Origin of the sequence: Endozoicomonas sp. (genome assembly GCF_031844845.1) — a bacterium.
Taxonomy (GTDB): domain Bacteria; phylum Pseudomonadota; class Gammaproteobacteria; order Pseudomonadales; family Endozoicomonadaceae; genus Endozoicomonas.
Genome location: NZ_JAVRMB020000237.1, coordinates 1 through 18,522 on the forward strand (window position 1 = coordinate 1; position 18,522 = coordinate 18,522).

An 18,522-nucleotide genomic window follows, 5' to 3' on the forward strand; every position below is an offset into this window, starting at 1 on the left:
ACGCCATTAGCCTTAAAGACTTCAGCGACAATCTCCTGAGCTTCACTTTGCAGTTGGGAAAGATGCTCTTTCCCCTCAAAGCTTTCTGCATAAATCTTGTAGACCGCTTCGGTTCCGGAAGGTCTTGCGGCAAACCAGCCACGATCCGTCACGACTTTCAGACCACCGATCGCTGCGCCATTACCCGGAGCATGAGTCAATCGGGCGGTAATGGGATCTCCCGCCAGTTTTTCCGCTGTGACCTGTTCCGGACTCAGAGCTGACAATACTTTCTTTTGAGCATCATTCGCCGGGGCATCCAGACGCTGATAAACCGGAGCACCGTATTTACGGGTCAGTTCCTGATAATGCTCGCCCGGATCGCGACCGGTGACTGCCGTAATTTCAGCAGCCAGAAGCGCCATGATGAAACCATCCTTATCAGTACACCAGGTCTTGCCATCACGGCGCAGGAAGCTGGCCCCGGCACTCTCTTCGCCACCAAACGCCATGGTGCCCGCCGAAAGGCCATCGACAAACCACTTGAAACCAACCGGCACTTCGGTAACTGTACGACCAAGGCCTTTAGCCACACGATCAATCATGGCACTGGAAACCAGTGTCTTACCGATGGTGACACTTTCCTTCCATTGAGGACGGTGGGTATAGAGATACTGGATAGAGACCGCAAGAAAATGGTTTGGATTCAACAACCCATGACCGCGGGTTACAATGCCGTGACGGTCAAAGTCCGGGTCATTACCGAAAGCAATATCAAAATCATCCTTGAGATTAATCAGCCCGGCCATGGCAGAAGCGGATGAGCAGTCCATACGGATCCTGCCATCCTTATCGAGGTGCATAAAAGAAAACGTTGGATCAATTTTCTTGCTGACCAGCGTCAGATCAAGGCCATAGCGCTCAGCAATGGGCTCCCAGAAATGCAGGCCTGAGCCACCCAGCGGATCAACACCAATCTTCAGTTTTGCGCCGGCAATGGCTTCCATATCCAGCACATTTTCAAGATCAGACACATAAGGTGTAACGTAGTCGTATTTATGAACCTTACCGGATCTGAGAGCCTGATCGAAAGATATCCGGTTAACACCGGAAAGATTATCGGCAATCAGTTCATTGGCTCGCTGCTCAATCCAGCCGGTAACATCGCCGTCAGCAGGGCCACCATGGGGAGGATTGTATTTAATACCGCCATCTTCCGGAGGATTATGTGAAGGCGTAATCACCACACCATCGGCCCGTCTGTCGTGACTGCGATTATGGCTGACAATAGCGTGGGAAATAACCGGCGTTGGTGTATAGCCACGACCCTGATCAATCATGATATCAAGGTCATTGGCGGCAAATACTTCAACGGCACTGATTAATGCCGGTTCAGACAGGGCATGGGTATCCATACCAACAAAAATCGGACCTTCTATTCCCCGGGCACGGCGATATTCACAGATCGCCTGGCTGACAGCCAGGATATGCGCTTCATTAAAAGAGCCACTGAAAGAGCTACCGCGATGGCCTGATGTACCGAAGGCCACACGCTGACTGCTCTCTGCCAGATCAGGGCTGACTGTGTAGTAGTCACTCACCAGCCGTGGGATATTAACCAGAAGGTCATCGGTTGCGGGTTGGCCTGCGAGCGGGTGCATGTCGGTACCTCAATAATAAATTGGCAGTCTGAAAGTAAACGAAAGTGCTAACAATACCGGCTATTTTATACGGATGCATTGCCGGTTATTACTAATAAAACATCGAGTTTTACGTACGCAATAATGCGCGATTTTTCAACCTCGCCCCGGATCATTCCTAATCAGCCAACCAGTTCTCGGATTACAACTATGCTGTGATCGGCAACTTCATACCAACCCGGGTTCAATACCATCTTTTCCTGGAATGCCTCAGTGTTCTCCAGGTCTGTGGATAAAATTCGCTGCCAGCGAACCGGATGATCCGTGTCGGGTAAATTAAATTTTCGGGCGTCAGCCTCATTATTTATCAGTAATACCAGACAGGGCTGGCTGTTTTGTGGGCAACGATATCTCATAACCAGAGTGCGCCCTCGCTCATCGGGCAGCATTGCTGCCGTCAGTGGAATTCCCTGGGCGTTATACCACTCAAGTTCAGCACTGTGCCTCTGAGCGCCGCGACCATGATCATCCACTGTCTTATAATGAACGCCCAGCAATGGCTCTGATTTACGTAAATGGATCAACTGCGACGTGAACTGCTGCAGATCAGCTCCATCATGATTCTCACTACTATTATCGAGCTCAGCCTTCAGCCACGACCAGTCCACCCAGCCAACAGGATTATCCTGACAATAGGCATTGTTATTGCCATGCTGGCTGTTACCAAACTCATCTCCCGCCATAAACATGGGAATGCTTCGGGAAAACATCAGCGTGGTCAGCAGGTTTCGACGTACACGAAGTCTGAGCTTACGAACAACCGGATCATCGGCAGCTCCTTCAACCCCATAATTCCAGGAGAGATTATGCTGGTCACCATCCCGGTTACCCTCACCATTGGCCATATTATGACGGTGCTCATAGGCGACCAGGTCATTCAGGGTAAAACCATCGTGACTGCAGATATAGTTAATACTGCCCACCGGTCGCTGATCACCAAAAAAATCTCTGGAGCCGGTCAGACGCCAGGCCAGATCAACCACCTGATCCTTATCGCCTCGCCAGAAAGCCCGCAGGCCATTACGACAGCGGTCGTTCCATTCATGCCAGTCCCGGGGAAAACCTTTCAGACGATAACCATCGGGTCCGATATCCCAGGGTTCAGCAATCATCTGTCGTCTTGACAGCACCGGATCCTGAAATATGGCCTGCATCAATGGACTGCGGGGGTCAAACTTGCGGTTACGGCGCGCCATGATGGTCGCCAGATCAAAACGGAAACCGTCAATCTGGTACTGTTCCACCCAGTACCGCAGGCTGTCCATCACCAGCTTGATGGTCTGAGGCGAGTCAAAATTCAGGGTATTACCGCAGCCACTGTAGTTGGTCGTGACCAGGTGGCCGCCATGATGATCCAGCAGGTAGTAATCCTTCTCTGCCAAACCTCTCAGGCTAAGACTTGGGCCATCGGAGCCCGCTTCACAGGTATGGTTGTAAACCACATCCATCACCACCCGAATTCCGGCACGATGCAATTCACGAACCATTGTCTTTAATTCGTTCACCGGGTCACTAATGGCATAAGATGGCTCTGGCGCCATAAAGCAGAGCGGGTTATAGCCCCAGTAGTTCTTCAGGCCAAGTTTCCTGAGTCTTGGTTCACTGAGAAAGCTGGTGACCGGCAGCAGTTCAAGCGTATTAATGCCAAGGGCTTTAAGGTAATCAATAACCACCGGGTGGCACATCCCCAGGTAGGTTCCCCTGAGTTCCTCAGGAATATCCGGATGCTGTCGGGTAAAGCCCTTTAAATGCGCTTCATAGATAATGCTTTGCTCATGGGCAAGCTCAGGGCTGGTAACGGACTGCCAGTCAAACTGATCATCCCGCACCACCGACTTGGGGATTAGATGACCATTATCCTGTTCATTAAACAACCAGCTATTTCGTTCTTTACCTGAGTAGTCGTAAACCGCTGGCTGCCAGTTAATGCCCCCTTTGACCTCCCGGGCATAAGGATCCACCAATAGCTGGTTAATATTAAACCGCAAACCCTCATTTGGAGCCCAGCGACCATCTGCCCGAAAGCCATAAGCCTGCCCTTCCTTTACTCCATCGACAAAGACATGCCAGATATCTTTTTCCGGGCCATACATCGGTAAACGCTGCTCAATACCCGAACTGTCAAACAGGCTGAGCATCATGGCCGACGCTTCCGGTGCGTAAACGGCAAAGTTCACACCGGTGGCCGAAGCAGAGTCCACCCGGTGAAACTGCTGATCAAGAAAATTAGCGCCCAGGTGGTGACAACTCCCCGGGCCAAACAATTCTGTAGTTTTTTGTGACTGGTTCATGAATCTGAAAATATCAACACATTAAGAGAGCTGAATCTTAATTTGATTCTCTGGCAATAACTACTACAGTATTTTGTTTTAGTGGGTTGCAACTGCCTTGACTACGCTTCCCTCTTTAATTGACAAAACAGGAAGCAATCTATGCCATTACAAGGTCCCGGCAACAATTATGCCTATCCACAGCTTGCCTATCCACAGCAGCTCCAACAGGAACAAGGGCAGCAATCCCCACAGGAACAATGGCAAGCAGAAGGGAGAGGGCAATCCTCTCAACGTAAAGTCACCTCTATGAATACTACTCGCATGACTGTGCCCCCCCACCCCTCACCCAGTATGGGTCGAGAGAGCATCAACGATAGTGGAAATTACTGGCAGAACGCCAGTGCAGCTGCCATGGAGGGACAGAGTTATCTCAATCAACCTGTTTCACATAATACGATTGAATCCAGAGGCCAGCCAGCAGATGACCGCTGTCAGCATAGCGGTCCAACCGCCATGCCAGTGTGGATTGTTTACACTCAATCTGTTTCACATAAGACAGCTGACCCCAGAAGCCAGACAGCAGATGGCTGCGGGCAGAATATCAGTCCAGTTGCCGTAGCGGGACAGGATTCTTTCGATGGCTGCGGGCAGAATATCAGTCCAGTTGCCGTAGCGGGACAGGATTCTTTCAATATGTCGCATCCGACATTGACCCCAGCCCCACAGAATCATCCCCCTGAAGACATAACATCAAACAGATTGAGACAAGTAGCCAGTGATTGTAGTTTAAACACTTATGCGTATGTCGGTTTAGTTTGGATTCATTCAGGGTTAGCTGACTTTTTAAGGCAGGTTGCAAATGATGTTTCATGCTTAACCAATCAACAAGATATTTTTCAACCAGGTTATTATAATTCACATTTAATGTATTTTTATTTAAAACTGGAGGGTAAGCCGAACATCTTGAATCATATTGGCTCCCTGGCCGCGCAATTACTTGTATTGGAGGCAGACGATAAAAGTTACCAGGCTGTTCATTGGTTGAACGAACAAGGGCGTAAGTCAGAGTGGCTGGCAATTAACTTAAATGCATTCAAATCACCACCGCAGAATCCTGTGAGCCCAGTATCCGGTCATCTTCAATCTCAACATCCTGCCACCCGACATAAATAAACCATCGCTAAAGGAGGCAGAGTCAATTCCAGTGAATACATCTGATGATGCATGGGCAGTAGGGGTTCCGCTGTTAAAGATGATGGATTAACCACACCACTACCACCGAACTCAAGGCTGTCCGTATTAAAGACTTCTTTCCAGGTACCCGCTTCTGGCACGCCTAAGCGGTAGTGATGCCGAACCACCGGGGTGAAATTGCAGATCACCACCACCGGTGGGGCATTAAAGGTATGCCGGCTGAAGGCTATCACTGACTGGGAATCATCATCAGTGACCAGCCATTGAAAGCCTTCTGTATCGTAGTCAGACTGCCAGAGCGCAGGTAACGACTGGTAGCAGCCGTTCAACTCCCTGACCATGACATTTAAGCCGCGGGAATACTCACTCTCTTCCAGCAGAAACCAGTCCAGCTGACCATCATGGTTCCATTCACGTCGAGAGCCCAGTTCAGCTCCCATAAACAATAGTTTTTTGCCCGGATGCCCGAACATAAAACCATACAGGGCACGAAGGTTGGCAAACTGCTGCCATTCATCACCAGGCATGCGACTCAGTAAGGTTCCTTTCCCATGAACCACTTCATCATGCGACAGAGGAAGGATAAAGTGCTCACTGTAGTTGTAAACCATGCTGAATAAAATCTGGTCATGATGGTAGCGACGATGCTCCGGATATCGGCACATATAGTTTAATGTGTCATGCATCCATCCCATATTCCACTTATAACCAAATCCAAGTCCATTGTCGTAAGTAGGCATGGAGACACCAGGCCAGCTGGTTGACTCTTCAGCAATCACCATGGCATCCGGGTAATTCTGATAGACTGCTTCATTCAACTCCTTGATAAACTGAACGGCTTCCAGATGCTCATTACCCCCAAACACATTAGGCTCCCACTCACCCTCTCCCCTTGAGTAATCGAGATAGAGCATGGAAGCCACAGCATCCACCCGCAAACCATCCACATGAAACTGCTCAAACCAGAACAGCGCGTTGCTGATCAGAAAATTCCTGACCATGGAGCTGCCGTAGTTATAGATAAGCGTCTGCCAGTCCGGGTGCCATCCTCTTTGGGGATCTGCATACTCAAAAAGATGAGAACCATCAAAATGAGCAAGGCCATGATTGTCTGAAGGGAAATGTGCCGGTACCCAATCCAGAATGACGCCGATACCCGCTTTATGAAATTGATCAATCAATGCTTTCAGTTCATCTGGATTGCCATAACGGCTGGTGGGCGCAAACAAACCTACCGGCTGATACCCCCATGAGCCGGTAAAAGGGTGCTCATGCAAAGGAAGAAATTCAACATGGGTAAACCCCATATTTTTAATATACGGCACTAATTCCTGAGCCAGCTCGCCATACCCCAAAAGCTCACCACCCTTTCCTTTTCGCCAGGAGCCCGGATGAACTTCATAGATACTGACCGGGCGATCCAACCCCTGATGTTGATGCCACTCCCTGCACTGCCACTGATAGCGTTCAGGGTCATAAACGATGGATGCATTCCCCGGCGGCTGTTCTGCAAAGGCTGAAAATGGATCCGCCTTATGGGGCAGAAGCTGCCCTCTCTGATCCTTCAGTTCAAATTTATACAGATCCCCCTCTTTAACGTCCGGGATAAACAGACGCCAGATGCCGTTTTCGCTACTTGCCATCTGATGCAGCCGACCATCCCAGTGATTAAAAGAGCCAATAACACTGACACTGCGGGCATGGGGGGCATAAAGGCGAAACATCACGCCATGATAGTTATGACCAGAGATAGTCGCAGAGAACTTATGAGCGCCCAGTGAATGGTGCAGCCAGTAATGCCTGATCCCAGGCTCTGTACCACAGACACTGGCAAACTGATAAGGATCATGAACCGGAAATTGATGACTTTGAGCATTGGTAACCAGAAGATGATAAGCAAACACTTCTGAGCTACCGGACAATATCAACTCAAACAGCCCCGGGGCGATACCAACGGCATCACCATGACGACAACCACTGAGCTCATCAACCACCTCAACCCGGACGGCATCGGGCCGCCATATTCTTAATAACTGTCCACTGCCATTCCTGGCAGGATGCCAGCCAAGCAAATCAAACGGCCTCGCACAGCGAGTATTCAGCAAGTCATCCAGCAGGGTGTCCCAGCTGTCTGAATCGATCCGGATATTTTTAAGAGCATCTGCCACAACCAGCTCCCATCATCACCGTTAAACCCCTATATTCCAGATGGTTTTACAATAGTCGACAATGGACCGGTCAGAAGAAAATTTACCCATGGAAGCGGTGTTCATAATGGCCATCCGCCACCAGTGCGATGGATTCTTCCATGCCTTGATGACCTGCTCATGGGCATCACTGTAGGACTGGTAGTCAGCCAGTGTCAGGAAGTAATCAGAATCAAGCAAAGATTCGACCAGAGGACGAAATGCATCGGGCTCTTCGGGGCTCAGATCACCGGATGCCAGCCAGTCTATTACCGCTTTCAGCTCTTCATTGTGCTGATAAATATCCCTCGGATGATAGCCTCTTTGACGCAGATCACTGACCTCTTCTACGGTCTTGCCAAAAATGAAAATATTATCGTCACCCACTTCCTCAGCAATTTCTACATTGGCGCCATCCATGGTTCCTATGGTCAAAGCACCGTTAAGCGCCAGCTTCATATTGCCGGTGCCGGAGGCCTCAAAGCCTGCGGTAGAGATCTGTTCAGAAACATCCGCTGCAGGAATGATTTTTTCCGCCAGACTGACTCGATAATTGGGCAGAAAAACAACCTTCAGTTTATCCCTTATCCGACGATCATTATTTACCCTGTCTGCCACACGGTTGATGGCATAGATAATATTTTTTGCCACCACATAACCCGGTGCAGCTTTCGCGCCAAAGATAAACACCCGGAGAGGAACATCCAGATCCGGATTGTCCAGCAGTCGACGATAAACAGCCATAATATGTAAAAGATTCAGCTGTTGTCGTTTGTATTCATGGAGGCGTTTTATCTGTACATCAAAGATCGCATCCGGGTTTACTTTTACTCCGCACAGTTCATCAATGACTTTCGCCAGCGCCTGTTTGTTATCCAGCTTGATCCGGGCAAATTTTTTCTGAAACTCCGGATCATCAGCCCAGACCTTTAACTCGTTCAGCAGGGCAAGATCACTTTGCCAGTCGCCTTTTAGTGTTTGATTGATTAACGCTGCAAGCTCAGGGTTACAAATTGCCAGCCACCGTCTTGGCGTTACACCATTGGTGATATTGACCAGTTTCCCGGGCCAAAGCTCATCAAACTCAGGAAACAGCTGCTCTTTCACCAGTCTGGAGTGCAGGGCAGCGACACCGTTCACCTTCTGGCTGCCAATCACGGAAAGGTAGGCCATACGCACCATCTGGGGCTCTTTTGGATCACCAGGCTCCTGAATAATAGACAGTCGTCGTTTCATCTGATGGTCGCCGGGCCACTGGGCTTCCACCTCTTTAGACAGGAAATGATCATTGATCTTATGAATCAGCTGCATATGTCTGGGCAGCACCCGGGCAATCAACCCCTGGGGCCAGGTTTCCAGTGCTTCCGGCAACAGCGTATGGTTGGTGTAGCAGAACACGCTGCGACAGATATCCAGAGCTTTGGTAAAAACAAAATCTTCCTCATCCATCAGGATACGCATCAACTCCGGCACCGCAATGGCCGGGTGCGTATCATTCAACTGCATAACTACTTTCGCAGTAAACTGCCCCCATCCTTCATGCTCGCGCTTATATCGGACAATCAGATCCGCCAGGGAACAGGCGACAAAGAAGTACTGTTGAATCAACCGAAGCTCTTTTCCTTCGGGATGACTGTCATTGGGATACAACACCTGACTGATGTTTTCTGCAAGGATCTCGCGAAATCTGGAATCCTGATAACGCCCGGCATCAAAGCTACTCAGATCAAATCCCTCTGTAGCCCTGCCCTCCCACAAACGTAAAGTATTTACCCTGTCCGTGTTATAACCGGTTACCGGAAGATCCCAGGGCACACCAAGCACTTCCTGAGTATCCTCCCAGAGAGCGTTGCCATCCACCTCCCTTACCCGTCCATACAGGCGAACCACCTGCTTTCGTTTGGCTCTTTCAATCCCCCATGGAAAACCATCCTCCCGCCAGGCATCAGGACCTTCTACCTGTTTACCGCCCACAAAACCTTGTTTAAAAAGACCAAAGCGATAATTGATACCATAACCAAAAGCAGGAACATTGAGTGTTGTCAGTGAATCAAGGAAGCAGGCAGCCAGTCGACCAAGGCCACCATTACCAAGAGCGGGGTCCGTTTCATATTCCAGTACGTCAGAAATATTCACACCAAAACCGACCATCGCCTTTTCAACCTGATGATAAATACCCAGATTATGAAGATTGTTTCCCAGTAGCCGGCCCACAAGGAATTCCAGCGACAGGTAATAAACTCTTCGTACACCGTCGTTTTTTTCACCCCGACGAGTGTTTCGTATCCGGTCCAGATTTATCTCCCGAACCAACAGGCTGAGAGCTTCCCAGTAATCTCCTGGCGTCGCTTCATCAGGCTCAACACCAAGAGACTGTTCAAGATGGCGACGAATCTCCTGTTCAACCTGAACAGTATCCATATTACGTGCGGAACTCAGATCGACATTCATTCTACTCATAACAAACACGCTCGCTTACAGCCCAGGCAGCCCGTATCCATGTGATGAATTTGATCAGTAATGCAGTCATACGAATTGGCTTGAGCAGACATAACCAGAGAATATACAGCCGGGGAACAGGTACAAATTAAAGAGGGTTCCAGCTCTCAGCGGGAAAAAGAGTAATATTAGTTATAGTTGGCTCAACCTGATTTGGAGTAGTTTTGTCTGCTTTTTTCCAGCTACACACATCTTGAAAATAAAACACCGGGAGATAAAACAGCACCAAATAACCCTTTTATATAAAAACGACGAATCAACCTTAATAAAATAAACTATCAACGATGTATATTTTATTAGAAAAATAATTTTAATAACCAATTGGCCGAAACAACCATGGTTTGAATAATCTCACTGGCATAGTCATAAACAGCGATTATTATTGATCAGTATTCAACGCAGTTATTTCCTGAAAACCGAACATCGTTTTTTAAACGGCGTTTTTTGGATCCACCAATCGTCCCCTACCGACTGACTACGCCAGTTTGAAGAGCCGTTCGTAGCCTATCCGGAGAAATCAGAAATGATCCGCACACTAATCAAGCAACTCTTTCTTCTTTTTATAACCGCCTTATCGCTGATCTCAGCGGGTAACGCGCCTGCTTTCAACTCTGATGAACTGGTGATATGGGTCGGGGGAGACAAAGCCTATGAAGGCATACGCAAGGTCGGTAAAAAATTCACAAAAGATACAGAAATAAAAGTTAAGGTAGAAATTCCTGAAAATATCACAGACCGCTTTCAGCAAGCCGCTGCTTCCGGCAGCGGCCCGGATATTGTTTTCTGGGCTCACGACCGATATGGAGAATGGGCAAGAAGCGGTCTGCTTGCTGCCGTTAACCCTTCACGAGAATTTAAGAAAGGGGTGAATAACATTGGCTGGGAAGCCATGACCAGTAATGGAAAAATTTACGGCTACCCCGTTTCCCTGGAGGCAATCAGCCTTATCTACAACAAAAATATTCTGCCAAAGCCTCCCAAATCATTTGAAGAAATGTTCCCGCTGGCCAAGAAGCTGAAGCAACACCCAGTTCCCAATAAGAAAAAAGAAAAAGGCATTACCACGATTATGTGGGATCAGGTTCAGCCTTATTTCACCATGCCACTTCTGGCGGCAGATGGCGGCTATGTTTTCCAGAAAACCGCGACAGGGTATGACGTTAAAAAAACCGGGGTAAACGACCAGGGTGCAATGGATGGCGCTAAAATGCTGGTGGAACTGATTGATAAAGGCGTTATGCCCCGGGGAGTGGATTATGGGGTGATGGAAGCTAATTTCAACAAGCAGAAAGTCGCCATGATGATCACCGGCCCGTGGGCCTGGGCAAATCTGGACAAGAACAAAATGAATTATGGTGTTGCCCCACTGCCCACACTTAATGGAAAACCGGCAAAAGCCTTTGTGGGCGTGTGGGGAGCCGCCCTGAATAATGCCAGCCCGAACAAATCCCTTGCCAAAGAGTTTCTTGAAAACTATCTGCTCACTGAAGAGGGCCTGACCACCATGAACAATGATGTACCCCTCGGTGCCGTTGCCAACATGGCGATGATGAAAAAGCTGATGAAAGACCCTCGCATCGCCGCCACTTATCAGAATGTTGAACAGGGCCTGATCATGCCCAATGTTCCGGAAATGGGCAAATTCTGGTCTGCCATGGAGACAGCGCTTCGCAACATTACCAGTGGCCGGCAGGAATATCGTGCCGCGTTAAACGACGCAGCCAAGAGGATTTCCGGCTGAACCTTTAAGACCGCTGTCCGCTACCCGCTGCCCGCAAAAGCGCAAGCGAGCCCGGCTTTTTCGGGCGGAGGGAGGCGGGAGGCGGACAACGTTAGTAAATTGAGAGGCCAGCACTTCATGAGCACATCAAGATTAGCCAGATGTCCCCGGGCTTGCCTGGTGATAGCCATCGTTGCCGTTATTGACCTGGTACTTTTATACGGTGTGACCTTGATGTATGCCCAGGGTGAGCTGGCCTTTGCCATTCTGGTATTGCTGCTTGCTGCTGCAGGTTCCTGGGTTTTCATCAGCCGGAAGGGGTATAACTATCGTTATGTTTACCCCAGTCTGCTGGGGATGGTCACCTTTATTGTCTTCCCGTTGATTTACACGGTTAATGTCGCTTTTACCAACTACGGCTCCAATAATCTGCTTTCCCTTGAGCGTGTTCGGGCCATTCATCTGGCCAAAACCTGGCGAACCGGTGGTGAATCATTCACCTTTAAAATGTATCAGCAGGGCGCCGATTACCGTCTTATGCTGATCAGCCCTGATGCCGGCGATGCCGAAAAAGTACAGTATGTCACCGACCCCTTTGCTGAAACCGGCAAACCCCTTGAGCTGAAAGCCCGGATTTCTGTGCAGCCACCAACCGGCGCTGAATTACCCCTGCGGACGATCATTAAAAAACGCAAGACTATTGAGCAGCTGGATATTCATCTCCCCGACGGGACCGAGCTGGCCATGACCAGCCTGAGAAAGTTTGGCGCCATTGCCAAAATTTACCGGCCAGATGATCATGTTGACCACCTGTACCCTTCGCAAGACTATGGCCTGATCGATAACCGAACCGGAGAAGCCATCTACCCGGATATGGCTACGGGGTATTACAGCAATGAGGATGGTTCTGAGCAGATTGCCCCCGGCTTTACCGTTTATACCGGCTGGGATAATTTCACCAGAGTCTTCACTGACCCCGGTATTCAGGGGCCTTTCCTGAAAATATTTTCCTGGACCGTTATTTTTTCTGGCCTGTCCGTGGTGTTCACCCTGATCATCGGTTTATTGATGTCCTGCCTGGTGCAATGGGAACCGCTCAAAGGGAATGGGGTTTACCGTCTATTGCTGATCCTTCCCTATGCCGTCCCCGCTTTTATCTCCATATTAATTTTTCGGGGCCTGTTCAATCAGAATTTTGGCGAGATCAACCTGCTTCTGGAGCTGCTCTTTGATGTTAAACCCGAGTGGTTCAGTAATGAGCTGCTGGCCAAGTCCATGGTCATCATGGTCAACACCTGGCTTGGCTATCCCTATATGATGATTCTCTGCATTGGTCTGTTAAAAAGTGTTCCGGAAGACCTCTACGAAGCGTCGGCTATTGATGGGGCGACACCGGTGCAGAATCTTTTTCATATCACCCTTCCCATGATCATCAAGCCGCTGATCCCACTATTGATAGCCAGCTTTGCCTTTAATTTTAACAACCTGGTTCTGATTGCCCTGTTAACTGCCGGTGGTCCCGATATGCTGCATGCCACCACTCCGGCAGGAGCCACTGATATTCTGGTGAGTTATACCTTCCGAATCGCGTTTGGTTCCTATGGTCAGGATTATGGTCTGGCATCGGCGATTGCGACGGTGATATTTTTTATGGTGGGATTTATTGCCTGGGCCAACCTCAAGGCTACACGACGATTGCAGTGAGTTTTTTTGAACCACAAAGACACAAAGGCACAAAGTTAACAGACTCGTTCTCACGCTCTGCGTGGGAACGACTTCAAGACATAAAGCTCTTCTTCGTGCCTTTGTGTCTTTGTGGTGAAGCTTTTTTCTTTTAGAGCCAGGTCTCGTTCCCACGCTCTGCGTGGTAATACATACGGGACTGGCCATATGTCCGATAGTCCGTAGTTGCAACGTGTGGAAACGAGGCATTCTCGGACAGCCTCCCAGGTGTTCCGGAGTTTCACTCTGGTCATTTCGTTTGTGGTGGGCGGTGGGCGCAGTATGCATTCCCACGCAGAGCGTGGGAACGAGGTCAAAGGCACAAAGTTAACAGACTCGTTCTCACGCTCTGCGTGGGAACGAGTTGAAGACATAAAGCTCTTCTTCGTGCCTTTGTGTCTTTGTGGTAAAGCTTTTTTCTTTCAGGGCCATACAGGAGATTTCACAATGGCAATGGTGCAACCAAGAGATCTGAAATACCGGGTCTGGACCGCCCGTATTGTCATGTGGCTTTTTCTGCTGCTGATCCTGTTTCCTTTTTTCATGATCATCTCCGTGTCCCTGCGCACCGGCAACTTTGCCACCGGATCACTGATTCCGGAAAACCCGAGTCTTGAGCACTGGTATCTGGCACTGGGAATACCCTGGGAAAATGCCGATGGCTCAATTACCCAACCGCCTTTCCCGGTAATGACCTGGCTGTGGAACTCCATCAAGGTCGCCATCACCAGCTCGGCTCTAATACTGATACTGGCGACAACCGGCGCCTATGCTTTTGCCAGGCTGCGCTTTCGCTTTAAACAACAGATGCTCACCGCCATGATGATCCTGCAGATGTTTCCGGCGGTTCTGGCACTGGTTGCTATCTACTCCCTGTTTGATCAGATCGGCGACTTTATTCCCTGGCTTGGCCTCGACAGTCTGGGCTCAGTAACCCTTGCTTACCTCGGTGGAATGGCACTGCATATCTGGCTGATCAAAGGGTATTTTGAAACCATTGATAACTCTCTGGAAGAAGCAGCCGCTATTGATGGCGCAACCCCCTGGCAGGCGTTTCGCTTTGTTCTTCTACCACTTTCAGTGCCCATTTTAGCCGTAGTTTTCATCCTTGCATTTATCGCCGGCATTGCTGAATACCCCGTCGCCTCTGTGCTGTTGCAGAGCGTGGATAACCTCACGCTGGCAGTGGGTTCAAGACAGTATTTGAATCCACAGAATTATCTATGGGGTGATTTCGCCGCTGCAGCCGTTCTTTCCGGGCTTCCGATCACCATCATTTTCCTCGCCTGCCAGCGCTGGATTGTCGGCGGCCTGACCTCGGGAGGCGTCAAAGGTTAAAAACCGCAGTCCGTTGTCCGCAGTCCGTTGTCCGCAAAAGCGTAAGCGCCCCCGGCTTTTTCGGATCACGGACAACGGACCGCGGACAACGTTCTTTTAAAGGTGATCCAATGGCAGAAGTTAAACTCGTCAACATTGCGAAAAGTTATGACCAGGGGAAAACCTGGACTCTGAAAGACATCAACCTGAACATTGGCTTCGGGGAATTCATCGCCTTCATTGGCCCATCCGGCTGCGGCAAGTCCACTTTGCTGAGGATGATCTGTGGCCTTGAAGACATCACCCATGGTGAACTGAATATTGATGGAGAAAAAGTAAACGACTGGCCACCCAATGAACGACGGGTGGGGATGGTTTTTCAGTCCTATGCCCTTTACCCACATATGTCGGTTGCAGAAAACATGGCATTTGGCATGAAACTGGCCAAAGAGAAGAAGAGCGTTACTGATGAAAGGGTGAATGAAGCGGCCAGAATCCTGCAACTGCAGGTCCTGCTGGAACGAAAACCCAAAGCCTTGTCCGGAGGTCAACGACAACGGGTCGCTATTGGCCGATCCATTGTCCAGCAGCCCAGAGTCTTTCTATTTGATGAGCCTTTGTCCAACCTTGATGTTTCCCTGCGGGTACAGATGCGCCAGGAGATTTCACGAATACACCGACGATTGAAAACCACCTCAATTTATGTCACCCATGACCAGGTTGAGGCCATGACACTGGCGGACAGAATCGTCGTTCTGAGCCCCCTGGCCCAGGGTGCCGCAACTAACCTCGAGCAGGTTGGCGAACCACTTGAGCTCTACCATCACCCTGCCAACCTTTTTGTCGCCGGGTTTATTGGCTCCCCAAAGATGAACTTTTTTAACGGTGTGATTGAGAAAATCGGTGAAGAGGAAAGCCTCATTCGCCTGACCACCGGTGAAAAACTCAAGGCCGGTGTGAATACCAGCAAAGCAGATATTGGTGTCCGTGTGGTGCTGGGTATTCGGCCGGAACATACCCTGGCAGAAACGGATAACGGTAATGCCGTTGATGGCCGGATAGAAGCATTGGAACGTCTTGGTGCGGAATCATTTATCTATATGAGCCACGATACCATTCGCGAGCATTTTATTGTCCGGGTAGAAGACTCTCGTCGCCGGGAAGAGGGTGCAAAAATCCGTGTCGAGCTGGCACCTGAGCACTGCTATCTTTTTGATGCTAACGGTAATGCCTTTCAAAGAACCCGGGCGCCGGAGATTGATCACTAAAGGCCGTGGTCCGCTGTCCGCTGTCCGTGGTCCGCTGTCCGCAAAAGCACAAGCACAAGCACAAGCAGATCCAGCTTTTTCGGGCGGCGGGGTGCGGGCATAACCTCGTTCCCACGCTCTGCGTGGGAATGCAGAACCATCCACAAGCACAGTGCCTGACGCTGGGCGCAACGCTACTGCACAAAGCGCGGCACAAGGGGCAATATGCACAAAATTAATCAGATTAACGCTCTGGCAGAGCTCTGTGGAATTCCAGCTCATTACATTGATGCAGCCGGTAACCCGGTAACCATTGAAACGGAATACAAAATAAGTGCGCTAAAAGCCATGGGGATTGCTGCCAGTAATGCGCTGGAAATTCAGGCATCTATCGATACCATTCTCAGAAAACAGTGGTCACCATTAATTCCAGTGGTTCACGTTGTTCACTATGGACAACCTTTTACACTGCCCATTCAGATCGATGAAAAGTATCGCAAAGACTCCATCAAAGGTGAAATCCATCTGGAAGACAGTCGTTCAATACCACTGAAGATTGATCTGGCTAATCTATCAGAAGTGGATCGCCTTTCCGTCGACAAACAGGAACGTATCCGTCTGCTCTTCACGCTGCCCGATGATCTTCCCACCGGCTACCACCAGCTAACCCTTACCCAAGGCTCCCATCAAGAACAGTGTCGCCTGATCGTAGCCCCGCAAACCTGCTACGAACCCGATATCCTGAGTGATGAACAGCCAGGGCCCACCGAAAAAATCTGGGGTGTCAGCGTACAGCTTTACACGCTGCGTTCAGAGAATAACTGGGGTATGGGGGATTTCGGTGACCTGAAACAGCTGGTCACAGAACTGGCGCAGCAAGGTGCCGATATCGTCGGTCTTAACCCAATCCACTCACTTTACCCGGCCAATCCGCTGCACTGCAGCCCCTACAGCCCATCCAGCCGGAATTTCATCAACCCGCTTTATATTGATATTACCGCCCTTGAAGAGTATCGCGAGTCAGCAGATATACAACAGAGGGTAGGCAGTGATGATTTTCAGCGACAATTGCAGGAAGCCAGGAACAGCACCCATGTGGAATACGACCAGGTAGCCGCATTGAAGTTTGCCATTCTGGCAATGGCTTTTGTGCACTTTGAAAAACACAGCAAAGCGCACCAGTCATCCCGATCCACGGAATTTGGCCATTACTGCGAACAAAAAGGTGACGACCTGAAATTACAGGCCACCTATGAAACCCTGTTTGAAAACTTCAGGGCCAGCGACATTAACAGCTGGGGCTGGAACTGCTGGCCTGCTGACTATCAGAACCCCGACAGCCCAAGTGTCCGGGGTTTTATTGCCCAGTCAAAAGAGCGCATTCGCTTTTACATGTATTTGCAATGGCTTGCCGAGCAACAGCTTGCCGATGCCCAGCAGGCCGCCAGGGCCGCCGGCATGGGTGTGGGCATCTATCGTGACCTGGCCGTTGGCGTTGACCGGGGAGGCGCGGATATCTGGGCCCACCGGGATAGTTATGTGCTGGATGCCAGTGTCGGGGCACCACCGGATAGCGCGGCTCCCCAGGGACAAAACTGGGGGCTTCCGCCGTTCTCCCCGGCGCGATTGCAGCAACAGGCCTATGATCCGTTTATCGCCATGGTACAGGCCAATATGCGACACTGTGCGGCGCTGCGCATTGATCATGTGATGGCTATATTCCGGCTCTGGTGGTGTCCGCCGGATAAAACCGCCGACTATGGCGTTTATGTGACCTACCCGCTCCATGACCTGCTGGGCATCATTAAGCTGGAAAGTGCAAGACACCATTGCCTGATCTTTGGGGAAGACCTGGGAACCGTACCTCCGGAAATTGAAGCCGCATTACCACCCGCCCGCTGTTACTCCAATGAAGTCGTGCTGTTTTCCAGAACCAAAGATCAATTTCTTGCTCCGGAAAAATACAAGCCCCGTGCCATGACCTGCATATCCAACCATGATATTCCAACGCTCCGGGCCTGGTGGAACTGTAATGACCTGGATTTACGACAGCGTCTTGGTTTCTACGACGCGGCCAAAACACAGCAGGAAAAAACGGCACGCCATGAAGACAAGCTGGCGCTGCTGAAAACACTCCAGCAAATTGGCGAAACGCCCTATGGCGTAAACCCCAGTGATATGAAGTCCCTGGGCTATAGCCGCGATTTGATGGAAAAAATTCATTATTACCTGGGTAAAACCGCATCAAAAATTGTCGTTCTTCAGCTTGAAGATGTGCTGGAGCTGGATACGCCCGTGAATGTTCCCGGCACCAGCAGCGAATACCGCAACTGGAGCCGCAAGCTGACTCGCTCCATCAGCGAAATATTTGCCAGTGAAGCCAACCGGACGTTTTTCTCAAACTTTGGCTTAATCCGTAAAGCTTGAAAAGACTAACCACAAAGACACAAAGACACAAAGACACAAAGACATTCCTCGTTCCCACGCTCTGCGTGGGAATGCATACGCACCCACCACAAACTAAACAGGGAGAGTAAGGTTGCCCCCCCCCTCACTTCTGACTATCTGATAGTCCTGCGACATACGGCAAGTTACGTATGCATTCCCACGGGGACCGTGGGAACGAGTCGGAGAGCGCTGCCCGCCGTCCGTTATCCGTTGTTCGCAACAGCCAGTCTTATCTTT

At 50.0% G+C, this 18,522-nt stretch carries 10 protein-coding genes; 6 read left to right on the plus strand and 4 right to left on the minus strand.

What is annotated here, in order from left to right; translation table 11 throughout:
- Positions 1-1,640 (minus strand): phosphoglucomutase (alpha-D-glucose-1,6-bisphosphate-dependent) (gene pgm / locus RM811_RS12670; protein ID WP_402524761.1); only part of this gene is annotated, 1,640 nt, incomplete at its 3' end.
- A gap of 161 nt (positions 1,641-1,801) precedes the next feature.
- Entirely contained in the window at positions 1,802-3,970 is a 2,169-nt protein-coding gene (gene glgX / locus RM811_RS12675; protein ID WP_402524763.1) for a glycogen debranching protein GlgX, read from the minus strand.
- A gap of 141 nt (positions 3,971-4,111) precedes the next feature.
- On the opposite strand from glgX, the gene RM811_RS12680 reads away from it, so the two are divergent.
- Positions 4,112-5,125: a hypothetical protein gene (locus RM811_RS12680; RefSeq protein WP_402524766.1), complete on the plus strand. Its 1,014-nt coding sequence runs from the start codon at positions 4,112-4,114 to the stop codon at positions 5,123-5,125.
- Here the strand turns inward: RM811_RS12680 and glgB are convergent.
- Both glgB and RM811_RS12690 read right to left on the minus strand, forming a co-directional pair.
- The gene (gene glgB, locus RM811_RS12685; protein ID WP_402524768.1) at positions 5,098-7,314 is read right to left on the minus strand and encodes a 1,4-alpha-glucan branching protein GlgB; all 2,217 of its coding nucleotides are present in this window, start codon (positions 7,312-7,314) and stop codon (positions 5,098-5,100) included. The two genes, RM811_RS12680 and glgB, sit on opposite strands and share 28 nt — an antisense overlap.
- Before the next feature lie 21 nt (positions 7,315-7,335).
- Positions 7,336-9,792, minus strand: a complete 2,457-nt coding sequence (locus tag RM811_RS12690; RefSeq protein ID WP_402524770.1) for a glycogen/starch/alpha-glucan phosphorylase — start codon at positions 9,790-9,792, stop codon at positions 7,336-7,338.
- A gap of 562 nt (positions 9,793-10,354) precedes the next feature.
- On the opposite strand from RM811_RS12690, the gene malE reads away from it, so the two are divergent.
- The 5 genes from malE to malQ all read left to right on the plus strand — a co-directional run bounded on the left by malE (position 10,355) and on the right by malQ (position 18,264).
- Entirely contained in the window at positions 10,355-11,572 is a 1,218-nt protein-coding gene (gene malE, locus RM811_RS12695; RefSeq protein ID WP_402524773.1) for a maltose/maltodextrin ABC transporter substrate-binding protein MalE, read from the plus strand.
- 117 nt (positions 11,573-11,689) lie between these two features.
- A complete protein-coding gene (gene malF, locus RM811_RS12700; protein WP_402524774.1) occupies positions 11,690-13,255 on the plus strand; it encodes a maltose ABC transporter permease MalF in 1,566 nt (521 codons plus the stop codon).
- 465 nt (positions 13,256-13,720) lie between these two features.
- The gene (gene malG / locus RM811_RS12705) at positions 13,721-14,611 is read left to right on the plus strand and encodes a maltose ABC transporter permease MalG (RefSeq protein WP_402524777.1); all 891 of its coding nucleotides are present in this window, start codon (positions 13,721-13,723) and stop codon (positions 14,609-14,611) included.
- 110 nt (positions 14,612-14,721) lie between these two features.
- Positions 14,722-15,858 (plus strand): ABC transporter ATP-binding protein, encoded by a 1,137-nt coding sequence (locus RM811_RS12710; RefSeq protein WP_402524780.1) that lies wholly within the window; start codon positions 14,722-14,724, stop codon positions 15,856-15,858.
- 204 nt (positions 15,859-16,062) lie between these two features.
- A complete protein-coding gene (malQ, locus tag RM811_RS12715; protein ID WP_402524782.1) occupies positions 16,063-18,264 on the plus strand; it encodes a 4-alpha-glucanotransferase in 2,202 nt (733 codons plus the stop codon).
- Positions 18,265-18,522: the final 258 nt, after the last annotated feature.